Raw genomic sequence first — 22,934 nt, forward strand, 5'->3', positions numbered from 1 at the left:
AACACCTTGAAGAGGATTAAAATGCATTGGCCTGTGCAAACGGTGCTGCTGGTTCTGCTGCTGCTGTCAGCGGGTTGCGAGAATCGCAGCAACAGCAAGGAGCCTGCTGCATCAGCTGCCGTAGACGGGGGCACATCCAGTCTGTCAGGTACGATTGTCATGCTGACGAATCGAATTGATCTGATTGAGAATGGAACCTTCAAAGGGTATGCCGACCAGTTTAAAAAGAAGTATCCGGAAGCTAATGTGGAATTCGAAGGCTTGTCCAATTATGCGAGCGACATTCTCGTCCGATTATCGACCAAGGACGCCGGGGATGTTCTGCTGCTGCCCGTCAATTTGCCGGCGAAAGAGCTTGAGCTTTTTTTTGAGCCGCTGGATAATGAAATGTCCGCCCAGGAAAAATTCACCACATTCGCCACTTACGGTGGCAAGAGATACGGATTGTCTACAGGTACGACAACCAGTGGGATCGTTTATAACAAGCGGGCTTTCGAGCAGGCGGGCATTACGCAAATTCCGCAGACCCTTGAACAATTCTACGCTGCCTGCGCCAAGCTGAAGGCGGCGGGAATTACCCCCGTCTACTTAAATTACGGAGCTGTCTGGCCGCTGCGGGAATGGGGGAATAATATGGTCAATTTTATGACCGGTGATCCCGAATACATGAACAACATGGTTCATGAGGATAGCCCGTGGCAGATTGATAATGCATGGGGGCAATCTCTGTCCATTGCCAGAACGATAATTGACAGGGGGTATGTGGAGGACGAGCTGTTCTCGAACAATTGGGAGATTTCCAAGACCAAGCTGGCGAAAGGGGAGGTCGGCATGTATCTGCTCGGAAACTGGACGATCCGCCAGGTGCTGGATGCCGGTGCTTCCGAAGGGGATATCGGATTCTTCCCGTTTCCGTATGACAATAGCAGTGAACATTATGCTCCGCTCAATCCGGACTGGTTCATTGGAGTCAGCAAATTCAGCAAGCATAAGGAACTTTCCATGGCCTGGGTGGAGTATTTTGTAAAAGAGACCTCTTACACGGCTGACTGGGGCTTCCTGCCTCCTGAGGGAGCTGCAGAGCCTTCTATGGAGCCATTCCGCGAGTTTCTCTCCTACAATCCCCGGTTGGTTGAGGCTACGGTGCAAAGTGACGCCTTCATAGAAATGGCGAACAGGGCGAAGCTGTCGTTCTGGTCAGGAGATTATATTCAGGAGCTGCTTGCCGCGCCGGATTTACAGCAGTCTTTTGACATATTGAATGAGAAGTGGAAGGAAGCGCGTCAGGGGCAGCAGGCTTCTCCGCAGCCGTAAACGGGAATTGCTTTTTAAATCAAGATTATTTTGGAGGGTTTTCATATGGCTAAAAAGGTTACCATGCAGAAAATTGCCGATCATCTCGGCGTATCCAAGTTTGTCGTCTCCAAATCGCTTTCAGGCAAGGGCGGCGTCAACGAAACAACCAGAGAGCGGGTAATCCAGGCTGCTTCACAGCTTGGCTATTTCACACAGAAGAATGCATACGTGCAAAATATAAAACGTTCCTCCCAGGGCTCAGGGAGCGACCGGAATAAGCAGTCGGTGCTGGTGCTGATGCCCAATATCCGTTCACAGACTCAGGATTCCCTCTATTGGGGCAAAATTGTTGACGGTATCGCACTTGCGCTGGATCAGGAAGGCCTCGGAATGGTGATTGTTTCCGAGCACCGCGCAGATAATTTCGTCAATATTTTGAACCCGAACGGTCTTCTCGGTCTGGTTGGGGTAGGACAGATTTCTACCTCGCTGCTGCTGGAGGTGCACCGTATCGGACTGCCGATGGTGCTGATTGATCATGAAGATCCGCTAATTCCGAGTGATACAGTATTCGCCAACAATACGGATTCCATGAACCGGCTGAGCAACCACCTGATGGCAACTGGGCATAAGCTGCTGCATTTTATCGGTAATATCCGCTACTCGCGCAGCTTCCGCGACCGCTGGATCGGCTTCCGCAGCGCCCTGGAAGAGAATGAACTGAAGCCCCCTGCCGGTGATGACGAGATGCTTCAGCTGGAAGGTATGGATGACGCAATCATTCAAGAGCAGTTCAACCAATGGATGGCGAAGCGGAAAAAAGCCAAAACCATGCCGACAGCGCTAGTCTGCGCCAATGATTTCATCGCGCTCACAGTTAGCGAGGCGCTGAAGGAAGAAGGCTTCTCCATACCGGGTGATATCTCGGTTACGGGATTTGACAACATCGAGGATGCAACAAGAGGTGTTCCGCCGCTTACTACCGTGCATGTGCCCAAGGAGGCAATGGGCCGGGCGGCAGTGGAGAAGCTGCTGAACCGGATTCATAATCCGTCAGCACCGCTGGAGAAGATTCTGATCGCTGCGGATATCGTCCACCGGGATTCAGCTGGACCGCAGAGCTAAGGGGAAGGTGCAACAGCGGCCGGAAGTCCAAACATTCTCTGTAGTCACGGCCAATCCGAAAATAGAAGAATTATAGTTTATGTGGTGGAGGAGTTCTAGTGAGTTATAATGTACATCTTACCCGGGCCGAACATTGGACCGAAAGTATGAATAATCCGATCTCTCTCGAAGAGGCAAAGTCCTGCTTTGACCAGAGAGATGATTTTGAGTATACTAATATGCTCTCCTTGAAAGGCCCATTCGGAACAATGAGCCTTGAAGGGGATTTCTTTCATTGGTCTGTCGAAGATTTTAGTGTGCCTTTCAGCTATAAGGAAGGCAGAATTACTGTACACAGAGCGGATGAGTTTGTCATTGAGAAAATGATTGAAATCTCTGCTGCGCTGGGAGCAAGAGTACAAGGGGATGACGGCGAACTCTATAGCTGATTCGCTGCCGTACTTTACGATGAAGACAGGAGGAGATGGAATGAACCAGACGTTAGCAGATCCGACAGAACACCCGGATTGGAGACTGCCGCATTCATTTGAATGGTATGCCGGACTGGGAGGGGCAACGGGGAAATATACGTACCCTTGGAATTCCACGATCACGGGGCCCGATGCGGAGGCGATGTTTGCCGAGGAGGTTGCAGGGCTGGTGCCAGGGAAAAGAGTGCTCGATATCGGCTGCGGCCACGGGGATTTTACGATTCGCTGGAGTCCTGTGGTGAAGCAAATTGTCGGGCTGGACGTCACTGCTGATTTTATTGAAACGGCCAGCAGCACAGCCCTTTCCAATGTTTCTTTTGTTACAGCCAATACCAAGCACAAGCTTCCCTTCGAAGACGGACAATTTGATTGTGCTTACAACCGTAAAGGCCCGACCTCCGCATACTCCGATCTTACGAGAATCCTCACTAAAGGCGGGAGGCTGCTTGCTCTTCATCCCGGAGACCGTTTGTCGCCAGAGCTGTCCCGGCTCTTTCCCGGGCTGTTTGCACCTCAGCCGGAAGGAACTCCGGTACTGGACAAGATCAATCAACGGCTCGAGGCAAGCGGAATTACAAGCGCTGAAATCGAGATTGTTACGAGTGTGCAGTATTTTCATGAGCCGCTGGATATTGTACGGTTGCGCTGTTTTGGCCAGACGCCAGCGGTTCACGAAATGGTGTTGCAATGTATGCCTGAGATCAGCCGGATCTTCAATCAGCACCAGTCATCCCAAGGGTTGCAGGCAACCTTGGATAATTACATCGTTCGCGCAGCGGTGTAAGTTGGCACTAAGTCTGCTGAAATCTCAAATAATAGGAAAAAGTGCAAGTTTAGTTTCTCTTTTTGCGCTGTTCCGCCACCTGTATAATTTGGCCTGAGACCAAGAGAGTCTATTAGGGCAATTTAGAAGGCATCATCAGCACCTGTAGCTTTAATTGCATTACCTGCAACTATTCAAGGCATAAGCAGATTATTTCTAGAAATAATTGCAGTTCATGCAGTTAAAAATAATAAATTCACCCATTTGATCTGAAATCATCCAATATAAATGTACGGAATGCAACTATACTCGCGGTGGCAGTAGAATTTACGTTTTTAAGTGTACGAAGTACAATTAAGTCGCATTGAGAGTGGTGAATTTGGCCAAAAAGCCATACGGTCATTCCGCTTGCCGGTTCTTACCTCAGCCCATATAAATATAAAAAAAGAGTCCGCCAGATCAACCCGGCGGACTCTTTTTACGTATGAAGTAAGTTAATTATAGCTGCAAGTTACGGTCGATCAGTGCGATGCGCTGTTGTACGCAGGCATAGGAACGGAGCGGATCTTCCGGTGTATTCAGCACATAGTCGAGCATTTGGTCAACTGATGTGGTGGCTACATGAATGCGGGTGTCGGAGGATGCGTAATAAATATAGATTTCTCCGTTATCGCGGGCAATTACACCGTTGCAGAACACTACGTTAGATACGTCGCCGACACGTTCTTCACCGTCTGGAGCGATGAAGTGGCCGCCTGGAGCATGGGTAACTTTGTTCGGCTCATTCAGGTCCGACAGGAAAGCATAAAGCACGTACCGCAGTCCTGCTGCTGTATTGCGCACGCCATGGGCGATGTGCAGCCAGCCGCGCGGAGTTTTGATTGGAGCCGGGCCTTGGCCGTTTTTCACTTCTTTGATAGTGTGATAATAGCGCTGATCCATAATGGACTCGCTGGTAATTACGGCATTTTCGATTGTATCGGAAAATCCCCAGCCGATGCCGCCGCCGGAACCGGCGTCGATGAAGCCATCCTGCGGACGGGTGTAGAAGGCATATTTGCCATCCACAAATTCAGGATGCAGGACGACATTGCGCTGCTGGGCGGAACCGGTCTTCAGGTCAGCCAGACGTTCCCAGGTTTTCAGATCCTTGGTGCGGGTAATGCCGCACTGGGCTACAGCACTGGAGAGATCGCCGTGCGGAGCATCCGGATCTTTACGCTCGGTGCAGAACAAGCCATAGATCCAGCCATCGGCATGTTTAACCAGACGCATGTCGTAGACATTGATATCCGGGTCTTCTGTTTCAGGCAATACTACCGGATGGTCCCAGAAGCGGAAGCCGTCTACACCGCTGTCGCTTTCGGCTACGGCGAAGAAGGATTTACGGTCATTGCCCTCAACGCGGGCTACGATATAGAACTTGCCATCCAATTCAATGGCGCCCGGGTTGAAGATGCCGTTAACGCCGATTCTTTCAGCAAAATAAGGATTGGTTGCCGGATTATAATCATAACGCCAGATCAGCGGGGCATGCTCCGCGGTGAGCAGCGGATACTGATAACGGTCATAAGTCCCGTTGCCGTAAGGCACCTTCTCATTTTTGCGTCCGATCAGGGCTTCATAACGTGCTGTTAATTGCTCTTTGCGTTCTTCGAATAAAGTTGTCATTAGATATTCTCCTTTATAGTTGATTTAAGACGTTCGATCATCTCGAAGCAGGCTCTGCTGTTATGATAAGGACATTTCCAGGCACTGACTTTCGGCTCATGCGCGAGCGGCTGCAGCTTCTCGTCAACACCCCAGTACCATTCGCCATACTTGCGGTCCACTAAATAGCTGTCAATAAACGTCCAGGCGCCTTCGGCGGCATTCAGGAACCGCTGATTCCCTGTCAGCTGATAGGCATTGTAGAAGCCGACAACAGCTTCAGCCTGCGGCCACCAGTCCTTATCCTTGCTCAGCAGCCCGCTGCCGTCGGCCTCATTCCAGATGCCCCCGTCGCTGGCGATGCCTTCTTCAAGCGCAGCTTCCGCCATGGTCAGGGCAACTGTGCGTACGCGCTTGAGCAGCTTCTCATCACCAAGCACCTCTGCGGCTTCCACCAGCAGCCAGCTGCCTTCGATATCATGGCCGTAGGAGACGAGCTCGGATTTCACATGCCACTCCTCATCCAGGAACAGGTGGAAATGCTTGCCTTCCCCGTCAATGATATGATCAAGCATCGTTTCGATCAGCCCGGACAGCTTAACCTTAAGTTCTTCGGATTTCCATACACGGTACAGGCCGGTATAACCCTCCAGCACATGCAGATGCGTATTCATCGACTTCTTCTCATTCATATCCTTGGCGCTTAGCGACAGATCATCCGTTACTTGCCATTCACGCGACAGTGCTTCGATATATCCTTTATAAAGCGGATCATAACCGTGTTTTTCCAAGAGACGGAACAGCTCAACCGCTTGTTCCAAGGCTTGCGGATTTCCCGTAGCGTGATGGAACTCGGCTAGCGCGTAGATGGCAAAAGCCTGGCCGTATACTTGCTTTTTCGGCTGGGAAGGTGCACCTAAAGCATCTACCATCCAGTAAAATCCACCGTATTCCTTATCTGTGAAATGCTCCAGCAGGTAGCTGTAGGCACGTTCAGCCATGGACAGGTATTCAGCTTTGCGGTACATGCGGTAAGCACTCGCAAACGTCCAGAGAATCCGTGCATTAAGCACAAGGCTTTTCTCTGCGCCTTCGACAACATTCAACTGGTTATCAATTTCGCCAACAAAGCCGCCGTGTTGTTCATCCAGCGTGTGTTCCATCCAGAAGCCAAGAATATTGTCCTGCAACTCCGCTTCCAGCTTCTTTAGCCAATCTTCGGGTGAGTTCTTCATTTTCTGGTCCACTCCCATCGTTAGTTATTGATTTTGGAGCCATAATACGCTTTGATGACACCTGCTGCCGACTTCCCGTACATGCAGTAATCATCATTGTCTGCCGCCTCTTCAAGCGGGTAGAGGTGTGCAGGCCAATCCCATAACTAAAGCCCCGTACCCATTCACGGCTTTCGCAGCTGCCGAACATCGCCTGGTAGAACCGGCGTTGCTCTTCTTCGCTGGGTTCACCTTGTAACGTCCAGTCATTGGGGATAGCAGCGCTCCCGGTACGGCTGGGACAACCGGCTTCCATAAAGAAGAACGGTTTGTTGTGTGACTTCACCACCGCTTCAATCCGGTCAAGCTGGGCCTCCCAGTCCTGTTCCGGATAATATCCGCTGGAGGAGATCACATCGAGGTCATCCCACCAGGTCACGTTATCCTCCTGGTATTTGTCGCAATTGTAAGTAATGACCCCGTGGTAGACCTTGCGTACCTCAGCGATCAGGGCCCGCCATTCGGCTTCGCGCCGGTCGGTCTGAACCAGCTCACAGCCGATGCAGAACATTTCGCAACCGCTTTCTTCAGCGATCGCAGCATAATGCAGGATAAAGTCAGTATAAGAGCGGAACCACTCCGACCATTTGGGCTCGCAGGGAACATCCTTGTCGAAAAAGTTAATATGAGCGCGCCAAGTGCCGTCTGCACAATTGACAATCGGCTTCAGGCAGACCTTTAAAGTGAGCTCTTTGGCCTTGCGGATCGCCCGGACTACTTCTTCGTCGGTGACTGTCGGCTTCTCCCAGTACGGAATTTCCGTGGATTGCGGAGTGGCCTGAATGGCGCTGAAGGCAATTGCGGTCCAGTTCGCACCCGTAACCGATTTCATAAGCCCCATCGAAGCTTCGGCTGCTTCAGTAGTCCAGGTTCCGCGTCTGCCCATAAAGCCCCAGGTGACACCTCCGACATATTCATTAAGCAGTGACATTTGGAAACCTCGCTTTACTTAGAAGAATAGATAAAATAATGCTAACAAATAATAATTTTTGTTGTATTATTATTATAATATTGTTATTTATTAATAACAACAATACAATTTAGTTATATACCTTTTTGTGTTTGATTTCAAGGGGGAATTAATTAAAGTAAACTGAAGACTATAAAAGAGCAACACAACACATTTTCTAACCGGCTAATGAGGCATATAATTGAAATGGTAGCGCAATCATTCGTAACGGATTTACAATTGGAGGCGGTTTCGAATTGATTAAGGTCATGATTGCGGACGATGAGGAAGTAATACGACGCGGGCTGGAGAAGATTACTTCCCGCATGGACTTGGAAGTGGAGGTCATTGGCTCATACGGCAATGGACAGGAGGCTTGGGGGCATCTTTCTAAGCTGGCCCCTGAGGATATTGATCTCCTGATTACGGACATCAAGATGCCGAGGATGGACGGCTTCAAGCTGATAGAAGAGGCCAGGGGCCATATGAAAAATTTATCCATCGCTGTGCTGAGCGGATTTAGCGAGTTTGATTATGCCCGGAGGGCCATGCGTCACGGCGTACTGGATTACCTGCTTAAGCCGATAGAGAAGGCACAATTGTACGAGCTGCTGAAGCGGGTGGAGGAGAACAAGGAGCTGAAGATTGCCGTACCTGAACAGGAGAATCCTCCAGCTCAGGCTGCCGAGGGTGGAGAGCATTATGTGGTTGAACAGACCAAAAGCATTCTGGAGAAGGAATATGGCCAAAATTTTGAGCTGGAGCGTCTGGCAGAGACCGTTGGTATGAACGCAAGTTATATCAGCCGCTTGTTTAAGTTCAAGACCGGCCAGACGATAACGGATTATCTTATCGGTATTCGTATCGCGAAAGCCAAGGAGCTGCTGATTGGACAGCCTGATCTCAAAAACTATGAAATTGCCGAAAGGGTCGGTTACAGCGATCCTGTATATTTTAACAAGCTGTTCAAGAAAATGTGCGGAATGACACCAAAGGATTACAAAAGCGAATGCAGGACTCCGAAAAGCTAGCATCCGGAACCAAGTAATCTGCTCTTTAATAGGAAATGATTCGTGAAAAGGGGGGCGAAAGCCCTCCTTTTCAGGTTGTTTAATATAAGGTAGATAACAAATTTAAGTTTAGAAAAACAAAAATAACAAATTTAAGACCAGAAAAAACAATTGAAACCATCGTTTTGGTTCTGGAAACGATTTATAATATATTTGTAAGCGATACCATCATTCTTTTCATAACGATTGCAGACAAGACACGAATTAACGGTGATTTATCTCAATCACGAGTGATATGGAGTGTTAGTATTTTGTTATTTAGAAACGTGACTAAAAGAGAGGGGTCAAAAGTAATGAAGAAAAGCAAAGTAATGGCTGGTTTAATGGGACTTACGCTAATGGCTGGCTTATTCACAGGCTGTTCATCGAACAACAACGCGGAGAATGAAACAGCGAACAATAAAGGAAACGCCGGAACCAACACGGAGGCTACTGCTGCTCCTGAAGGTGATGCCGCCAAGGACATCAAAGGCGAAATCACTGTGATTACACAAAGAACGGATATTGTTGATACCGTATTCAAAGATTATGCAGCAAAATTCAATGAGAAATATCCGGACGTAAAAGTGAACTTTGAAGCACTTTCCAGCTATGAGGATCAAATCAAAATCCGTATGAGCACCGACGATTACGGTGACGTGCTGCTGCTGCCTACAAGCGTAGCGATCAAGGATCTGCCGGACTTTTTCGAGCCGCTGGGCCAAATGTCCGACCTTGAACAGAAATATACAGGGCTTGAAGAACGTTCGGTAGACGGAGTTTCCTACGGTGTTCCAATCACCGTTAACTTCTCCGGCGTGATTTATAACAAACAAGTATTTAAAGATGCGGGCATTACGGAAACACCGAGAACGATGGACCAGTTCATGACGGCTCTGCAGAGCATCAAAGATAAAACCGAGGCTGTTCCGCTGTACACGAACTATGCAGCCGGTTGGACATTGACTCAATGGGAATCGGATTTGGCTACCGTTGCCGGCAACCGCGACTATGTCAATATCGCTCAAGTAGCTTCCGATGACAACTTCGTTAAGGGACAACCTCACTATGACCTGTACAAAGTACTGTACGATGCAGCTAAGAACGGCTTGATTGAAGAAGATCCTACAACAACAGACTGGGAATCTTCCAAGGCTGATCTGGCTAACGGAAAAATCGGTACCATGATGCTCGGCTCCTGGGCGATCGGCCAAATTAAAGGAGTGGCTACAAATCCTGACGATGTAGGCTTCATGCCATTCCCTACCAATGCCGAGAAGGTTCTGGTTCCGCTGTCTGATGACTACAACCTGGGTGTCAGCGTTCACAGTAAAAATAAAGAAGCAGCAAGAGCCTGGTTGGACTGGTTCATTAATGAATCCGGCTATCCGACTACTGAAGGCGGCGGCATGAGCCCGGTTAAGGGTGCTGAGCTTCCTGAAATCCTCAAACAATTTGAAGGCACGGAAGTAACCTTCGATACACTGGCTCCTGCTAAAGCTGGAGAAGAAGGCTGGGTTGATGCCATCGACAAGGAAGCTCAAATTGGCCTCTGGCAGCCTGACTTCAAGAAAGTGATCATTGAAGCGGCTATCGGCAACCGCAAAGATTCCTATGACGATATCATGAAAGATCTGAACGATAAATGGAAAGAAGCAAGAGCAAAGGTTACTGCTGCGAAGTAAGTGCCGGTGATTGCTATAACATTTTAACTTGATAAAACGCAGGGTGAAGAAAGATTCAAGAGAACGGGAAGATGCTCAATGAGGCATTTTCCCCTTCACTTTTGCTGCCTGGAGCTGGATTTGGAGTAAAAAGCATTTGTTCTTAGGAGGTGTGGAGAGTGCCCAAATTGTCTAACTTGAGTTATAAAAATCAGCGGATTTTGATTATTTTTCTATTTTCGTTGGTTCCGCTTCTTTTACTGTTAACCTTCTCGTATTTGCCGGTGTTCAAGATGTTCCAGTACAGCTTCACGAGCTGGGATGGACTCAGCAAGAAGATGGAATATGTAGGGCTCGAAAACTATAAGACGATCTTCACCAAACCGGAGTATTTTTCTGTATTTAAAGTCAGTTTGTATTACTTCTTCGCTACCTTTATCCAAATGGGACTGGCGCTGTATTTTGCCACCATTCTAAGCTTTAATGTCCGGATGAAAAATTGGTTCAAGGGAATTCTGTTCTTCCCGACACTGCTTAACGGTGTGGCTATCGGTTTTATCTTCCTGTTCTTCTTCAAGCCGGAAGGGACTCTCAATACACTGCTTGATTTGTTGGGACTTGGAGCCTGGCAGCAGAAATGGCTGCTAAATCCTCATCTGATCAATATTTCCCTTGCTTTTGCCTCCGTCTGGAGATACATGGGAATGAACTTTATCATCTTCCTTGGAGCGATTTCCTCGATCGGAAGTGATATTTATGAAGCTTCGGAAATTGACGGCGCCAACCGCTGGCACCAGTTCAGACATATTATTATTCCGAGCATCAAACGTATATTGCAGCTCAATCTGATTCTCGCGGTAAGCGGAGCGATCGGTGTCTTCGAAATTCCGTATGTCATGACCGGCGGGTCCAACGGCAGCAGCACGTTTGTCATCCAGACCGTCGATGTGGCCTTCAAATACAGCAAGCTTGGCCTTGCTTCCGCAATGGCCGTATTGCTTCTGGGTATAGTTATACTTGTTACCATTTTACAGCGTGTTCTGATCAAGGAGGAGAAGTAAGAGTTATGCATACTTTTAAATACACCGCTGCTTCTTTCTTCAAATACCTCACCTTACTGTTAGGAGCGCTGGTGGCACTTATTCCAATCGTTGTCGTCCTTTTCGCTTCACTCAAAACAAACGCCGAATATGCTTCGACCGGACCGCTAACACTGCCGGAAAATTGGCTGAATTTCTCGAACTACACCAAGGCCTTTGTCGACGGCAAAATGCTGCTCGGCTTCAAGAACACGATCATTATCGTGGTGATTTCCATCGCCGGTGCAACGCTGACCGGTTCGATGATGGCTTATATCCTGTCCCGCTTCAAATTCAGAGGCAGCAAGCTGATGATGGGTGCCTTCCTGCTGGCTACGCTGATTCCGGGTGTGACGACTCAGGTGGCTACATTCCAGATTATCAACTCCCTGGAGCTGTTCAATACCCGCTGGGCGCCGATTTTGATGTACCTGGGTACAGATATTATCGCCGTTTACATCTTCATGCAGTTTCTGGATTCGATTTCGGAGTCGCTTGATGAGTCTGCGATGCTGGACGGGGCTTCGTATTGGACCATTTACTGGCGGATTATATTGCCGCTGCTGAGTCCTGCCATTGTAACGGTCATTATCGTAAAAGGCGTAAATATCTACAATGACTTTTACACCCCATTCCTGTACATGCCAAAAAGTGACCTGCAGGTCGTCTCGACTGCGCTGTTTAAATTTAAAGGCCCGTACGGTTCGCAGTGGGAGGTTATCTGCGCCGCGATCATGATTGCGATTATCCCGACACTGGTCGCTTTCGTCTCTTTGCAAAAATATATTTATAACGGGTTTGCGCAAGGTTCTGTAAAATAGTTACAGGTAGATTCAACCATTACATTTAAGAACTGCAGCGGGGCTGCAGTACCTTTGGAGGGAGACTTAACTATGAAAGAAGTAAAGTTGATTGGACATGATTTGCCGAATATCCCATGGCAGGAGAGACCTGCAGGAAACGAAAATCCGGTCTGGAGACATAATGACAACCCGGTAATTAAACGCAATCCGGCTAAAGGGGTTGCACGGATTTTCAACAGTGCGGTTGTTGCTTATGATGGCAGCTTTCTCGGTGTATTCCGCGTAGAGGACAACACCACCCGTCCACATCTGCGGATGGGCTACAGTGTTGACGGTCTGGACTGGAAAATCGACGATCAGCCGATTCAATTCATTGATGAAGAAGGCAATCCGTACATGCCGCGTTATGCCTACGATCCTCGTCTGGTGAAAGTCGAAGATACCTATTACATCATCTGGTGTACGGATTTCTACGGCGCGGCTATCGGTGTAGCGAAAACACAGGACTTCAAAACCTTCATCAGCCTGGAAAATCCGTTCCTGCCGTTCAACCGTAACGGCGTGCTGTTCCCTAAAAAAATTAACGGCAATTTCGTGATGCTCTCCCGTCCGAGCGACAGCGGACATACCCCGTTCGGGGATGTGTTCCTGAGCGAAAGTCCAGACTTCGTCTACTGGGGCAAACACCGCCATGTGATGACTAAAGGCGGTCAAGGCTGGTGGCAGAGCACCAAGATTGGCGGCGGCCCTGCTCCGATTGAAACCTCCGAAGGCTGGCTGATGTTCTACCATGGCGTAACCGGAACCTGCAACGGTCTGGTATACAGCATGGGCGCAGTTATTCTGGATAAAGATGAGCCGTCGAGAGTGAAATACCGCTCCAAGAACTTCGTCCTGACACCGGAAGAATGGTATGAAGAAAGAGGTTTTGTGAACAACGTGCTCTTCCCTTGCGCCACGCTGAATGATGCCGAAACCGGCCGCATCGCGATCTATTACGGCGCTGCAGATACTTATGTAGGCGTTGCTTATACGACTGTTCAGGAAATCGTTAATTATGTTATTGCTACCCATGAGGAAGTCGGCGACGACGCGGGCTTGGGCAAGATCTAATACAGGCGGCAAAAAGATAAGCAGGAGCCTCTGAGGCTCCTGCTTGATTGTTGATTAACGGGGTGAAGGCAATCGCCGCCCCATTTCCCAAGATTTCACACCACCTTAAGGAGAAGATGATAAGTGACCAATGAACGATCCCTGTCCCAATTAAAAGCCTACGGGGGCAGCAGCCCGAAGCCGGAAGATTTTGACCTATTCTGGGAAAGGGCGCTAAACGACCTTAACACCCAGCCGCTTGATTATGAACTTGTGCCTGCGGAATTTACCAGCGAGCTGGCGGAATGTTTCCATCTCTATTTTACCGGCGTAGGCGGAGCAAGAGTGCACTGCAAATATGTAAGACCGAAGAAGGCGGCGCAAGGAAAGGGGCCGGGCCTTGTCATGTTCCACGGCTACTCCTGCGACAGCGGGGACTGGATGGAGAAGGTCACTTATGCCGCTCACGGAATTAGCGTGCTGGCGATGGACTGCCGGGGACAGGGCGGGCTGTCCGAAGACAATCTTACAGTGCAGGGCACCACGATCCGCGGCCATATTATCCGCGGTATTGATGATCCCAATCCGGACAACCTTTATTACCGCAACGTATTTCTGGATACCGCCCAGACGGCACGTATTCTGATGGCGATGCCTGAAGTTGACCCGGCGCGGGTTGGCGCTTTTGGCTTGTCTCAAGGCGGTGGACTTACTGTAGCCTGCGCCTCGCTTGAACCGCGCATTGCCATAGCTGTGCCGGTCTATCCGTTCCTGTCCGATTACAAACGGGCCTGGGAAACGAATATCACAACCTCGGCGTACGAGGAGATCAACTACTATTTCCGCTTTTTTGATCCGCATCATTTGCGCGAGGAGGAGATTTTCAACCGGCTGGGTTATATTGATATTCAGAATTTGGCGGACCGGATCCAGGCTAAAGTGCTGTGGGTGACCGGTTTGGCGGATACGATCTGTCCTCCTTCAACACAATTTGCTGCATACAATAAAATCACAGCATCAAAAGACCTCATGGTTTATTATGAATACGGTCATGAGTATCTTCCATATCTTGCTGATCGGACGCTTCAGACGTTCATGACCTTGTAACGGGTGTAATCCTCCCTGCAAGAAAACAGTAGATTTGGCGGTGAATTTTTTTGAGCAAGCAAGCAAAAGGCAGTAAAGGGTTCCTAACCCGGCTGCATCCCTCCAAGTCGCTGGGGATGCGGCTATTTCTCGTGTTCTTCATCGCCACGATGGGAATTGTCCTGTCCCTCGGATACACCTCGTATTCCGTAGCCAGACAAACGATCGAGAACAACGCGCTGTCCTCCAATGAGCAGACGGTCCTGCAAACGGCAGAGAAGCTGGACGTAATATTGCTGCGGTTTGAAGACAGCCTGGGACAGCTTTTTTACAACAAGGATATTCAGAATGCTGTAACGCAAGGTAACCAGTCTCCTGCAAACTCCGGGCAACCTCAGGAGCAGTCTAAAGTGATCACCGGGGAGCTGGAACATTGGCTCTCTGCAGTAAGCGGGATTCAAGCCGTGTACCTTGTACCGTTAAATGCCAGTCTCCCAATCTCTGCTACGGGAACGACTGACAGCGCCTTTGTGGAGGAGATCCGCGCATCCTCCTGGTTCAAGCAGCTGCAGGAGAAACCGCAGAGCTTATGGATTACGCAGGCATTGAAGCAAGGGGACCAGTCGGGAGTGCTGCATTTCGCCAAATCCATCGCGGGGGATGCCGGCGGCACTGGCTACATCGCTGTCTGCGATATCAAGACTACAGAACTGGAGAACCATCTCAGCAAAGTCAATCTGGGAATGGACTCCTACATTCAATTGCTGACGGACAAAGACGAGCTGATTGCCTCTTCACAGCACCAGGAGGCAGATACGTATCTGCGGCTGGGCGGAACGCTGCTGAAAGGCGTTAATCAAACCTCAGGCTCGCTGCCGACCAAGGATGAGGAAGGCGAATCCATTCTTGCAGTGTACGGCACACTGGAGAGCTCCGGCTGGAAAGTACTCGGGGTGGTGCCTGCTGAGAATCTGATCAAGGATGCCGCGCGTATTCTTAACACTACGTACATAGCGGTTGGCGCAGCCGCAGTAATTGCCATTATGATCGGCTTGTGGATGGTAAGGATGGTATCGAGGCCGCTATCAAAGCTGAGGCACTTGATGTTTCAGGGAGCCGAAGGCGATCTGCGTGTGCGGACCAAGATCACTTCCCGCGACGAGATCGGCCAGTTGTCCAGCTCCTTCAATGCAATGATGGAGCGGATTACAGAACTGGTTATCCATACCAACGAGACCGCCCGCGAAGTGCTGGAGACTGCTGATGCACTAGGCAGCGCATCACGCAAGACGGCTGCTGCGGCAATGGATATTGCTGCGGCGACCGAAGAGATTGCCGGCGGTGCAGGCAATCTGGCTCTGGAAGCGGACCGCGGAAATGAAATGACGGCGGCAATCTCCGGGCAGATGGATATGGTTTTTGCTGCCGCCCATGAGATGGAAAGCACGGCGCATAGTGTAGGACAAGCTAGTGAAGAAGGCGTTGTGAAGTTAAAGGAATTGCTGGGCAGAACACAAACGACAGGCGAAATGACCCATCATCTCGTGGTGAAAGTCAATGAATTGAAGGAAACTGCTTCTTCGGTGATTAAAGTGCTTGAGGTTATGCAGAATATTACGCAGCAGACTAATATCCTGTCACTGAATGCTACGATTGAAGCGGCAAGAGCGGGGGAGGCCGGTCAGGGCTTTATGGTTGTGGCCGATGAAATCCGCCAATTGGCTGACCAATCCAAGCGTTCCATTACGGTTGTAGCTGAGATTACCGACAAGATCATGAACGATATGAATGAGACTGTGGCTGCGTTGTCGGATGTAGCTCCGCTGTTCAATGAACAGGTGACTTCTGTCCGCAATACCAGCGACATCTTCGTATCCGTACAGGAACAGATGAATCATTTCATCGACCGGCTGGAATCTGTCTCTTCATCGGTCGACGGACTTAACCAGTCACAACGAGTGCTGTCAGAGACGATTGGCAATGTCAGCTCCTTCGCCGAGGAATCATCAGCTGCCTCCGAGGAGGTTGCTTCCTTAAGCGGTGAGCAGCAGAATGTGAGCGATTATCTGGTTGAACTTTCCGGCAAGCTGGAACATGCTTCAAGCATGCTTAAGGAAAGACTGTCCAAATTTAGTGTCTAACCGTCTGCATGCAAAAAAGTAATACATCCATTACACCGCTCCACCCATTTAGGGTAGAGCGGTTTTTTGCCATACCTTGAACGTCCCATGTAATAAATCAGCAAGGTGGGCATAATAGATCCCAGGAACAACACAATCGGCTATCCGTACATACATTCAGGAGGAATGGCATTGCATAAAGTAATCCATAAACGTATATTCTGGGGCCTGCTTATTTTGTCGGCACTGCTTGCAGTCCTCATTCTAAGGCTGGCATGGGTTCAACTGCTGCTTAAGAATCAGCCGGTCCCCGGTGCGGAATATTCTCTTGCCCAGATGGCCGAGATTCAGAGTGAGCGGGAGACCGTACTGGACAGCGGGCGTGGCCGGCTCTATGACCGCAGCGGAAAGCCGCTTGCCGGTGAAACCGTTTGGGCGGCAGCTTTTTTTCCGCAGGAAGAACAACCTGCTGCTGCCATTAGCCCGGGAGCGGAAGCGGGAACAGAACCTCAACGTCGTCTTGCCGCGATCCTCGGAGTCCCGTATGAGCAGCTGCAGAGCAGAATCTCCGGAGTAAAGGAGCCGTTTCTATGGCCCTCTGCCACAACCAAGATCCCCCAGGCACTGACACCGCAGCAGGCACAAGAAGTGGAGCATTTGGGTCTGGGCGGGGTCAGAGTCCTGCCGTTCTCCCGCAGATATGAGAATGAAGCGTCAGGACGGCAATGGCTGGGGTATCTGTCGGAGGCTTCCAAGACGAAGGCAAAGGACTCACCCACGGGACTAAGAACTCCACTGACCGGAACGGATGGGCTGGAGAAAACTCTGGAACCGCTGCTTCAAGGTGTTGGTCACACGGAGGCATATGCCCAGGTGGATGCGCGTGGCAACCGGCTTCCGGGCAGCCCTATAAAAGTGAAGGCGCCAGGGAATCCCTATTACCCCTTGTCGATCTATACGACGCTTGATAAGCAGCTTCAAGCAGGAATTGAGCAGCTGGTTACGGAGGCGGGATTGAAAGAGGGCGCGGTGGTAGTACTGGATACCAAAAATGGTGATATACAGGCGATGGTGTCTCTGCCCTTTTATAATCCAGGGCATATTTCGCCTGAAGGCGGGGAGTGGAATAACCGGGCACTGCAGGCAGCCGCACCCGGCTCCATCTTTAAGATTGTAACGGCCGCAGCCGCGCTGGAGGCCGGGATCACCTCGCCGGACGAGAAGTTCTATTGCTCGGGGCATTATGACAAATACGGTCTGTCCTGCCAGAACGGCAAAGGACACGGTCCTCTTACGCTGGCGCAAGGGTTCGCCGTGTCCTGCAATACAGTATTTGCTTCCCTCGCCGAGCGGCTAAGCGGTGCGCAGCTTCAGGCCACTGCACTGGCGCTTGGCCTGGGAAGAGATATAGGCTGGCAAGCGAAGGACACGCTTGGCCTGCCGCTGCTCCGGCCGCTCGCCGGGGAGCAGCCCGGAACGATCTTTACGACCCTGCTGCCGGATGACGGCGGAGCAAGGGTGCAGACAGCCATTGGCCAGCGGGATGTAAGAGTGACGCCGCTGCAGGCGGCCAATCTCGTCGTCACGCTGCTGCATGGCGGCAAGGTCAGAGCGCCGCGCATTCTGCAGCGGGTCGCGTTCAGAAACGGCCAGACGCTTAAGGAGCTGCCGGGACACCTGGCTCCGGCTTCCGCCGGACAAATCTCGGAGTCGACGTCCAGGCTGCTGTTGTCCTGGATGCGGCTGGTCGTCACAGAGGGAACCGGCAGACGCCTGCAAGACGCACATTGGCCGCTGGCCGGCAAATCGGGCACGGCCCAGACCCTAGTGAAGGGAGCACCGCGCAACAATCAGTGGTTCATCGGCTACGGTCCGGTTGACCATCCCCGGTATGCCGTATCCATCGCTGTGGAGAACGTGGCCCCCGGCAGTGCCCAGACGGCAACCAAGCTGTTTGGTCAGGTATTCGACTTGTTGGCCGCGTCTTCGGGAGCTTGAGAGGGTTCTGTTTCACCGGTGACGGATCCTCCGGCAGTCGAAGGTTCGGCTGCCGCGAACGGCGAAACGATAAATTCCTCCTGTGGCAGGTAGATCCAGCGCTGGAGATAACCCTGCTGAATCAGCTCTTTGATCAGAATAAGCAGGATCGGAGACAGGATCAGTCCGGCTACGCCAAAGGCGGACATGGAGAAGAGTACAAAGGACAACATCAGAAACGCTGAGGATACGCCGATCGAATTGCCGGTAATCTTCGGCTCCAGCAGCTGGCGCACAATCAGCACAACCGCCAGAAGGACGAGCAGTCCGATCGCAAGCGAAGTATTGCCCACGATAAACAAATAAATGATCCAGGGAATCAGAATCGTCGATACCCCAAGCAGCGGCAGCACATCAAATACAGCGCATACCAGCGCCATGGTGATCTCATTTCCCGTTCTCAGTATGAACAGACCGGCCAGCACAAGAACGAAAGTGATGCTGATCAAGATCAGCTGGGCTTTGAGATAGGAACCGATGGCTTTAAAAACGTTCCCTTGGACGAAAGCGAAAGCCGTCTTAAAGGTTTTGGGCATTTTATCATGAGCGATCTTGCGCCAGTCCTTGATCTCCATGCTGAGGAAAAAAGCGAGAATAATGGCAACGCCGAAATTACCCATAAAGGAGGAGAAAGAGCCAAGCACACCGACCATATACTTAAAGAAGCTGACCATCCATTTGGAAAGAATGTTGGTGGCATCGGTGAAATAGCCATTTATTTTCGTTGTAAGATCAGGCGGCAGCGCATCAATCTTATGCTGCAGATAAGTGGTGGTTTCTTTAAAATGCATTTGAAGCATCTTTGTGTATTCAGGTAAGCTATCCGAGAATTGAATGGCCTTTGTCGCAATGAGCAGTCCTGCACCGAACAAGACGCCCAGCAGAATAATCAGAAACAGCAGTACGGAAATTGCGGAGGCGAACGGTTTGCCCAGTCCCTTGCGGTTCAGGAAGCGGGCCAGCGGCTCGATCAGCAGGAATACAAAAAAAGACAGGAATACCGGTGCGGCCAGTTGATACAGCTTGCTGAAACCTAGCATTACGAGATACACCGTCAGCACCACCAAACCAATATCAAAGAAGGTGCGCCAATATTTTTTGTACAGCGGCAGCATAAGTATAAACGACTCCTTTTTCAGATTACTTTATTAGAAAATTTGACAATTCAGGCTCCAATTCATTGTACACGATTTTAATAAAAAAGCGTCTTTTTCTTTGGTACCTGTGTTAAAATAGGGGGTAACGTTTTTTCGTGGGATTCTGCTCACCTAAAAACCGCGAGGCATATTATACTCTACTTGGCCGTACCCGAATATCTGCTTGCAGACGTAAGACGAGCCAAAGTCAACTCTGGAAAAGCGGTGAATATACATGCAGACTTTGCTGCTCTGGTTATTTTACATCTCGACCTTTTATGCGTTCATTCCTGGAATGATCAGCCGGATCTTCGGTTACCGCGTATTCCGCAAAGGGATTGGGCGCTCCGAATTTGCACTGACCTTTGATGATGGTCCCGATCCGCGCTATACACCACTTTTACTGGATCTGCTTAAACGTTATGATGCCAAGGCGACCTTCTTTGTAGTCGGGGCGCATGCCGAAGAGAATCCGGAACTTATTAAGCGTATGCATGATGAGGGACATCTTATCGGCATTCATAATTATGTGCACAAGAGCAACTGGGTGATGCGTCCCGCTACTGTCAGGCGGCAGATTCAACGCACGGATGATATTATTTTCAGTATTACCGGGGAGCGGAGCACCTATTACCGTCCGCCGTGGGGGATTGTCAATCTGTTCGACTTCTCCAAACGCCGCCAGGTTCAAATTGTGCTCTGGTCGGCTATGTTCGGCGACTGGAAAGAGAAGCTTGGCGCAGACCGGCTGACCGAGAAGCTGATCGACAAGCTGAACCCGGGCGAAGTGATGCTGCTCCATGATTGCGGGACAACACTCGGTGCAGATCTGAAAGCGCCGGAGCATATGCTGATTGCCCTGGAACGGATGCTCGAGGAAGCGCGGCTTCGGGGCTTGCGCAGCATCCGGATCGACCGGATGATCAAGACTGTGCAGAACTCGCCGATTCAGCGGATCTCCTACGGCAAACGGCTGATTGTCGGCCTGTGGCTGGCCTGGGAGCAAGTCTTCCAGTTCCTTTTCCGTTTAAAGACGATCTCACCGGCTGACCCGTTCCTCCATTACCGGCTGCGCAAATATCAAGGCGGCCCCGTGCAGATGGAAGGCGGCGAGGTCTTGAACAAAGGCGATAAGATCATTGAGCTGCATATCGACAACCGGCAGCTGTTCGAGATTAGCCTGAATTCCCGCTCTTCGGCACAGCTTGCGATCCGCATGATCCGCAGAATGGAAAAGGATCTGCCGGTGCTTGCGGAGCAAATAGCCGGCGATGTGGACCTGGCCGAGGCCAAGGCGTTGTACGGTGTCAGCATGCTCAACCGCGGGCCGGAAAAATTCGGCTTCATGATCCTGGATCTGCCGAACGGCTGGTTTGCCCGTTCCTCCAAGTTTTATTTAAGTCTTCTGCTTAGTGTTATTCATCCCTCAGGCGGTGAGAGGTTGAAAGTCCGCAGCGAGGCTCTGATCCCCAAGATGATCCTGATGCCCATCTCACAGCTCTTGGATCAGATGAATCAGCAGCGCCCGCAGAAACAAGCGAACCCGCGTGAGCGCAAACGCGAAGAAGAGTTGACCCTGGAAGCTGAGCTGCCGGGAGCGACGGTTATGCATTGATTTGAGGGTTCCCGAACTTTTATATAATTCGATATAGCTGGCTAAATGCTCCGGCAGCCGTAATTGGCTGACGGGGCATTTTTTGTTTTTGTATAAGGAAATATGCATTGTGATAAAGGAAGGAATCACTTAAGGACTGTCGAATATGGATTTACTGCCTTCTGTGATAAAGAAGCTGGCGGAGCATCAAGCTTCAAAAGGGGGCAATCGGTATATCGGCAGGGGGCTGCCACGACTCTTAGCACAGGCAGGTTATGTCGATTTAGATATGGATACTGTTATCCAGCATAGTGATCTTCATGGAATGGAAGGTTTTAAACGGCAGTTTGATATTAACCGGTTTAGGGTTTTTTACAATAAGGGAATTATCAATGAAGAAGAGTATGAACAATTACAACAAGCCTCTGAGAATTTTAATAATTCCCCTGAAGCCCATGCGATGATGACCTTTGTGATGGCATGTGGTAAAAAACCAGAGGACCGCTGAGCGAACGGGTAACCTTATCCTAACAAACACACCAACACGGCAGCCGTTGTACTGCTGCCGTGTTGGTGTAACATCTGTGCAGAAGATCACACTATTTAGCTTTATTCACAGCATCCTCGGGTACAGCCTATTCGCCAATAGGAGTGAATTTATTCTCCATAGTAATATTGGAAAACTTTGCATAGTTCAGTTGCTCAATCACATTTGCAACATCATTGCTGTCAACGGCAAATCCGACATATACCGAACCTTGCATAACGATTGTCCGCTTGCCGATCAGCGTCCATTTTTTTCCGTCTATAGATCCATAAGCATAGAAAGTATCTCCTTGACGGCCAAGTTTAAGCCAATAGCCTTGTTCCACACCATTAATCTTGAACGGAATATCCGGAAGTAGTTGAATCCCGGCTTTTTCGGCAGCAGAAGGGCTGTCTAAAGTTTCGGCCAATACATCAAATTCTCCGCCCTTAAGGTTTCTTCCCGTCAGATAAGATGACCAGGCGGTAGCTTTAAATAACTTCACCCAGGAGAGGCCAAGGGCCGTAGCAGCACTGTCTTCTTTTAAGTCATCGCGGATCATCAGTCCTGTGAAGGCGTGGTTGTCAACGTCTCCGATCTTCTCCAGCTTCGCGGTAACTGCCATATCTCCGTTCATTTCTTTATACACAAAGTGAAAGTCGTCTTTGGCTGCATTGTTCGCATCTGATCGTTCAAGGCTGCCTTCGCTACTTCCAAGCTTTCCGTTACCTTTAACGGTGATCACATCGCCGGTCATGCTTCCGGAACCTTTAATGTCCGGCTTGCCGATATCTTTAGAGGTCCAGCCCTTGCCAGCCAAAGCAGAGGAGGAGGTAGTGACATAGATGTTAGCGGCAGTGGTTTGTGTTTCATTTCCTTTGGTATCCGTGACTCTTGCGGAGATATAGTGGGAAGTATCCTCTAGTCCCTTGATCGAATAGGTGTAAGTGTTGCCTTTCTTCACTGCATCTCCAAGATATTTAGATCCATTGTATACAGCAACTTTCTTTATTTTGTGTCCGAATTTGGAAGAAGCTTTGATTTTAACTTCGATCTCTTTCCCTAAAGCATACTGGGCATTATTCCCTGGTGCCATGAGGCTGGCTTCAGGATTTTCGGCAACATGGTCCATACCGGCAAGACCGTTAGTATAAAGTTCAAGCCATGTATAACCGCTTTCTGTAATTGTTTTATAGGCATCCTTGATGCCCCAGATATTAT

18 protein-coding genes and 1 pseudogene are annotated in these 22,934 nt (G+C 50.0%); 14 read left to right on the forward strand and 5 right to left on the reverse strand.

Going from position 1 to position 22,934, the window contains the following annotated elements; genetic code table 11:
* The first annotated feature begins 6 nt into the window (after positions 1-6).
* From NSS79_RS08600 to NSS79_RS08615, 4 genes are all read left to right on the forward strand, one after another.
* Positions 7-1,314, forward strand: a complete 1,308-nt coding sequence (locus NSS79_RS08600) for an ABC transporter substrate-binding protein (protein ID WP_342439024.1) — start codon at positions 7-9, stop codon at positions 1,312-1,314.
* A 45-nt stretch (positions 1,315-1,359) separates the two neighbouring features.
* Positions 1,360-2,421: a LacI family DNA-binding transcriptional regulator gene (locus tag NSS79_RS08605; protein ID WP_342439025.1), complete on the forward strand. Its 1,062-nt coding sequence runs from the start codon at positions 1,360-1,362 to the stop codon at positions 2,419-2,421.
* A gap of 98 nt (positions 2,422-2,519) precedes the next feature.
* Positions 2,520-2,849, forward strand: a complete 330-nt coding sequence (locus NSS79_RS08610) for a hypothetical protein (RefSeq protein ID WP_342439026.1) — start codon at positions 2,520-2,522, stop codon at positions 2,847-2,849.
* 40 nt (positions 2,850-2,889) lie between these two features.
* Complete coding sequence (locus tag NSS79_RS08615) at positions 2,890-3,675, forward strand: methyltransferase domain-containing protein (RefSeq protein ID WP_342439027.1); 786 nt, start codon at positions 2,890-2,892, stop codon at positions 3,673-3,675.
* Between the two features lie 477 nt (positions 3,676-4,152).
* Here NSS79_RS08615 and NSS79_RS08620 read toward each other — a convergent pair whose 3' ends face one another.
* The 3 genes and pseudogenes from NSS79_RS08620 to NSS79_RS08630 all read right to left on the reverse strand — a co-directional run bounded on the left by NSS79_RS08620 (position 4,153) and on the right by NSS79_RS08630 (position 7,509).
* Positions 4,153-5,325 (reverse strand): glycosidase, encoded by a 1,173-nt coding sequence (locus NSS79_RS08620; RefSeq protein ID WP_342439028.1) that lies wholly within the window; start codon positions 5,323-5,325, stop codon positions 4,153-4,155.
* On the reverse strand, positions 5,325-6,539 hold the full coding sequence (locus tag NSS79_RS08625) for an AGE family epimerase/isomerase (protein WP_076111389.1): 1,215 nt from the start codon (positions 6,537-6,539) through the stop codon (positions 5,325-5,327). The genes NSS79_RS08620 and NSS79_RS08625 overlap by 1 nt, the downstream gene beginning before the upstream one ends.
* A gap of 20 nt (positions 6,540-6,559) precedes the next feature.
* Positions 6,560-7,509 (reverse strand): annotated as a pseudogene (locus tag NSS79_RS08630) (1,4-beta-xylanase).
* A gap of 275 nt (positions 7,510-7,784) precedes the next feature.
* Here NSS79_RS08630 and NSS79_RS08635 point away from each other — a divergent pair.
* The 8 genes from NSS79_RS08635 to NSS79_RS08670 all read left to right on the forward strand — a co-directional run bounded on the left by NSS79_RS08635 (position 7,785) and on the right by NSS79_RS08670 (position 18,418).
* Positions 7,785-8,558, forward strand: coding sequence for a response regulator (locus NSS79_RS08635; RefSeq protein WP_342439029.1), 774 nt, complete (start codon positions 7,785-7,787; stop codon positions 8,556-8,558).
* 332 nt (positions 8,559-8,890) lie between these two features.
* Positions 8,891-10,261 carry an ABC transporter substrate-binding protein gene (locus NSS79_RS08640; protein WP_076111393.1) on the forward strand — a complete coding sequence of 457 codons (1,371 nt, stop codon included), beginning with the start codon at positions 8,891-8,893 and terminating at the stop codon, positions 10,259-10,261.
* 158 nt (positions 10,262-10,419) lie between these two features.
* On the forward strand, positions 10,420-11,301 hold the full coding sequence (locus NSS79_RS08645) for a sugar ABC transporter permease (RefSeq protein WP_340893882.1): 882 nt from the start codon (positions 10,420-10,422) through the stop codon (positions 11,299-11,301).
* A 5-nt stretch (positions 11,302-11,306) separates the two neighbouring features.
* Entirely contained in the window at positions 11,307-12,140 is an 834-nt protein-coding gene (locus tag NSS79_RS08650) for a carbohydrate ABC transporter permease (RefSeq protein WP_038588146.1), read from the forward strand.
* A gap of 72 nt (positions 12,141-12,212) precedes the next feature.
* Positions 12,213-13,235, forward strand: a complete 1,023-nt coding sequence (locus NSS79_RS08655; RefSeq protein ID WP_342439030.1) for a glycoside hydrolase family 130 protein — start codon at positions 12,213-12,215, stop codon at positions 13,233-13,235.
* Positions 13,236-13,358: 123 nt separating this feature from the next.
* Positions 13,359-14,321, forward strand: a complete 963-nt coding sequence (locus tag NSS79_RS08660) for an alpha/beta fold hydrolase (RefSeq protein WP_342439031.1) — start codon at positions 13,359-13,361, stop codon at positions 14,319-14,321.
* A gap of 50 nt (positions 14,322-14,371) precedes the next feature.
* Positions 14,372-16,441, forward strand: coding sequence for a methyl-accepting chemotaxis protein (locus NSS79_RS08665; RefSeq protein WP_342439032.1), 2,070 nt, complete (start codon positions 14,372-14,374; stop codon positions 16,439-16,441).
* A 171-nt stretch (positions 16,442-16,612) separates the two neighbouring features.
* Complete coding sequence (locus NSS79_RS08670; protein ID WP_342439033.1) at positions 16,613-18,418, forward strand: penicillin-binding protein 2; 1,806 nt, start codon at positions 16,613-16,615, stop codon at positions 18,416-18,418.
* Here the strand turns inward: NSS79_RS08670 and NSS79_RS08675 are convergent.
* Positions 18,379-19,572, reverse strand: a complete 1,194-nt coding sequence (locus NSS79_RS08675; protein ID WP_342439034.1) for an AI-2E family transporter — start codon at positions 19,570-19,572, stop codon at positions 18,379-18,381. The two genes, NSS79_RS08670 and NSS79_RS08675, sit on opposite strands and share 40 nt — an antisense overlap.
* Before the next feature lie 256 nt (positions 19,573-19,828).
* Here NSS79_RS08675 and NSS79_RS08680 point away from each other — a divergent pair, with 256 nt between their 5' ends.
* Positions 19,829-21,208 carry a polysaccharide deacetylase family protein gene (locus NSS79_RS08680; protein ID WP_342439035.1) on the forward strand — a complete coding sequence of 460 codons (1,380 nt, stop codon included), beginning with the start codon at positions 19,829-19,831 and terminating at the stop codon, positions 21,206-21,208.
* A gap of 145 nt (positions 21,209-21,353) precedes the next feature.
* Positions 21,354-21,695: a hypothetical protein gene (locus NSS79_RS08685; RefSeq protein ID WP_342439036.1), complete on the forward strand. Its 342-nt coding sequence runs from the start codon at positions 21,354-21,356 to the stop codon at positions 21,693-21,695.
* 127 nt (positions 21,696-21,822) lie between these two features.
* Here NSS79_RS08685 and NSS79_RS08690 read toward each other — a convergent pair whose 3' ends face one another.
* Positions 21,823-22,845: an Ig-like domain-containing protein gene (locus NSS79_RS08690; protein WP_342439037.1), complete on the reverse strand. Its 1,023-nt coding sequence runs from the start codon at positions 22,843-22,845 to the stop codon at positions 21,823-21,825.
* Positions 22,846-22,934: the final 89 nt, after the last annotated feature.

Source organism: Paenibacillus sp. FSL L8-0436 (assembly GCF_038593025.1).
Classification (GTDB): Bacteria; Bacillota; Bacilli; order Paenibacillales; family Paenibacillaceae; genus Paenibacillus_AQ.

What these genes read in the sequence shown, in the direction of transcription:
- NSS79_RS08615 (WP_342439027.1), top strand. Translation starts at nt 2,890, where the DNA reads ATGAACCAGACGTTAGCAGATCCGACAGAACACCCGGATTGGAGACTG.
- NSS79_RS08655 (WP_342439030.1), top strand. Translation starts at nt 12,213, where the DNA reads ATGAAAGAAGTAAAGTTGATTGGACATGATTTGCCGAATATCCCATGG.
- NSS79_RS08620 (WP_342439028.1), bottom strand. Translation starts at nt 5,325, where the DNA reads ATGACAACTTTATTCGAAGAACGCAAAGAGCAATTAACAGCACGTTAT.
- NSS79_RS08605 (WP_342439025.1), top strand. Translation starts at nt 1,360, where the DNA reads ATGGCTAAAAAGGTTACCATGCAGAAAATTGCCGATCATCTCGGCGTA.
- NSS79_RS08685 (WP_342439036.1), top strand. Translation starts at nt 21,354, where the DNA reads ATGGATTTACTGCCTTCTGTGATAAAGAAGCTGGCGGAGCATCAAGCT.
- NSS79_RS08690 (WP_342439037.1), bottom strand. Translation starts at nt 22,845, where the DNA reads ATGGACCATGTTGCCGAAAATCCTGAAGCCAGCCTCATGGCACCAGGG.
- NSS79_RS08640 (WP_076111393.1), top strand. Translation starts at nt 8,891, where the DNA reads ATGAAGAAAAGCAAAGTAATGGCTGGTTTAATGGGACTTACGCTAATG.
- NSS79_RS08625 (WP_076111389.1), bottom strand. Translation starts at nt 6,539, where the DNA reads ATGAAGAACTCACCCGAAGATTGGCTAAAGAAGCTGGAAGCGGAGTTG.
- NSS79_RS08675 (WP_342439034.1), bottom strand. Translation starts at nt 19,572, where the DNA reads ATGCTGCCGCTGTACAAAAAATATTGGCGCACCTTCTTTGATATTGGT.
- NSS79_RS08650 (WP_038588146.1), top strand. Translation starts at nt 11,307, where the DNA reads ATGCATACTTTTAAATACACCGCTGCTTCTTTCTTCAAATACCTCACC.
- NSS79_RS08680 (WP_342439035.1), top strand. Translation starts at nt 19,829, where the DNA reads ATGCAGACTTTGCTGCTCTGGTTATTTTACATCTCGACCTTTTATGCG.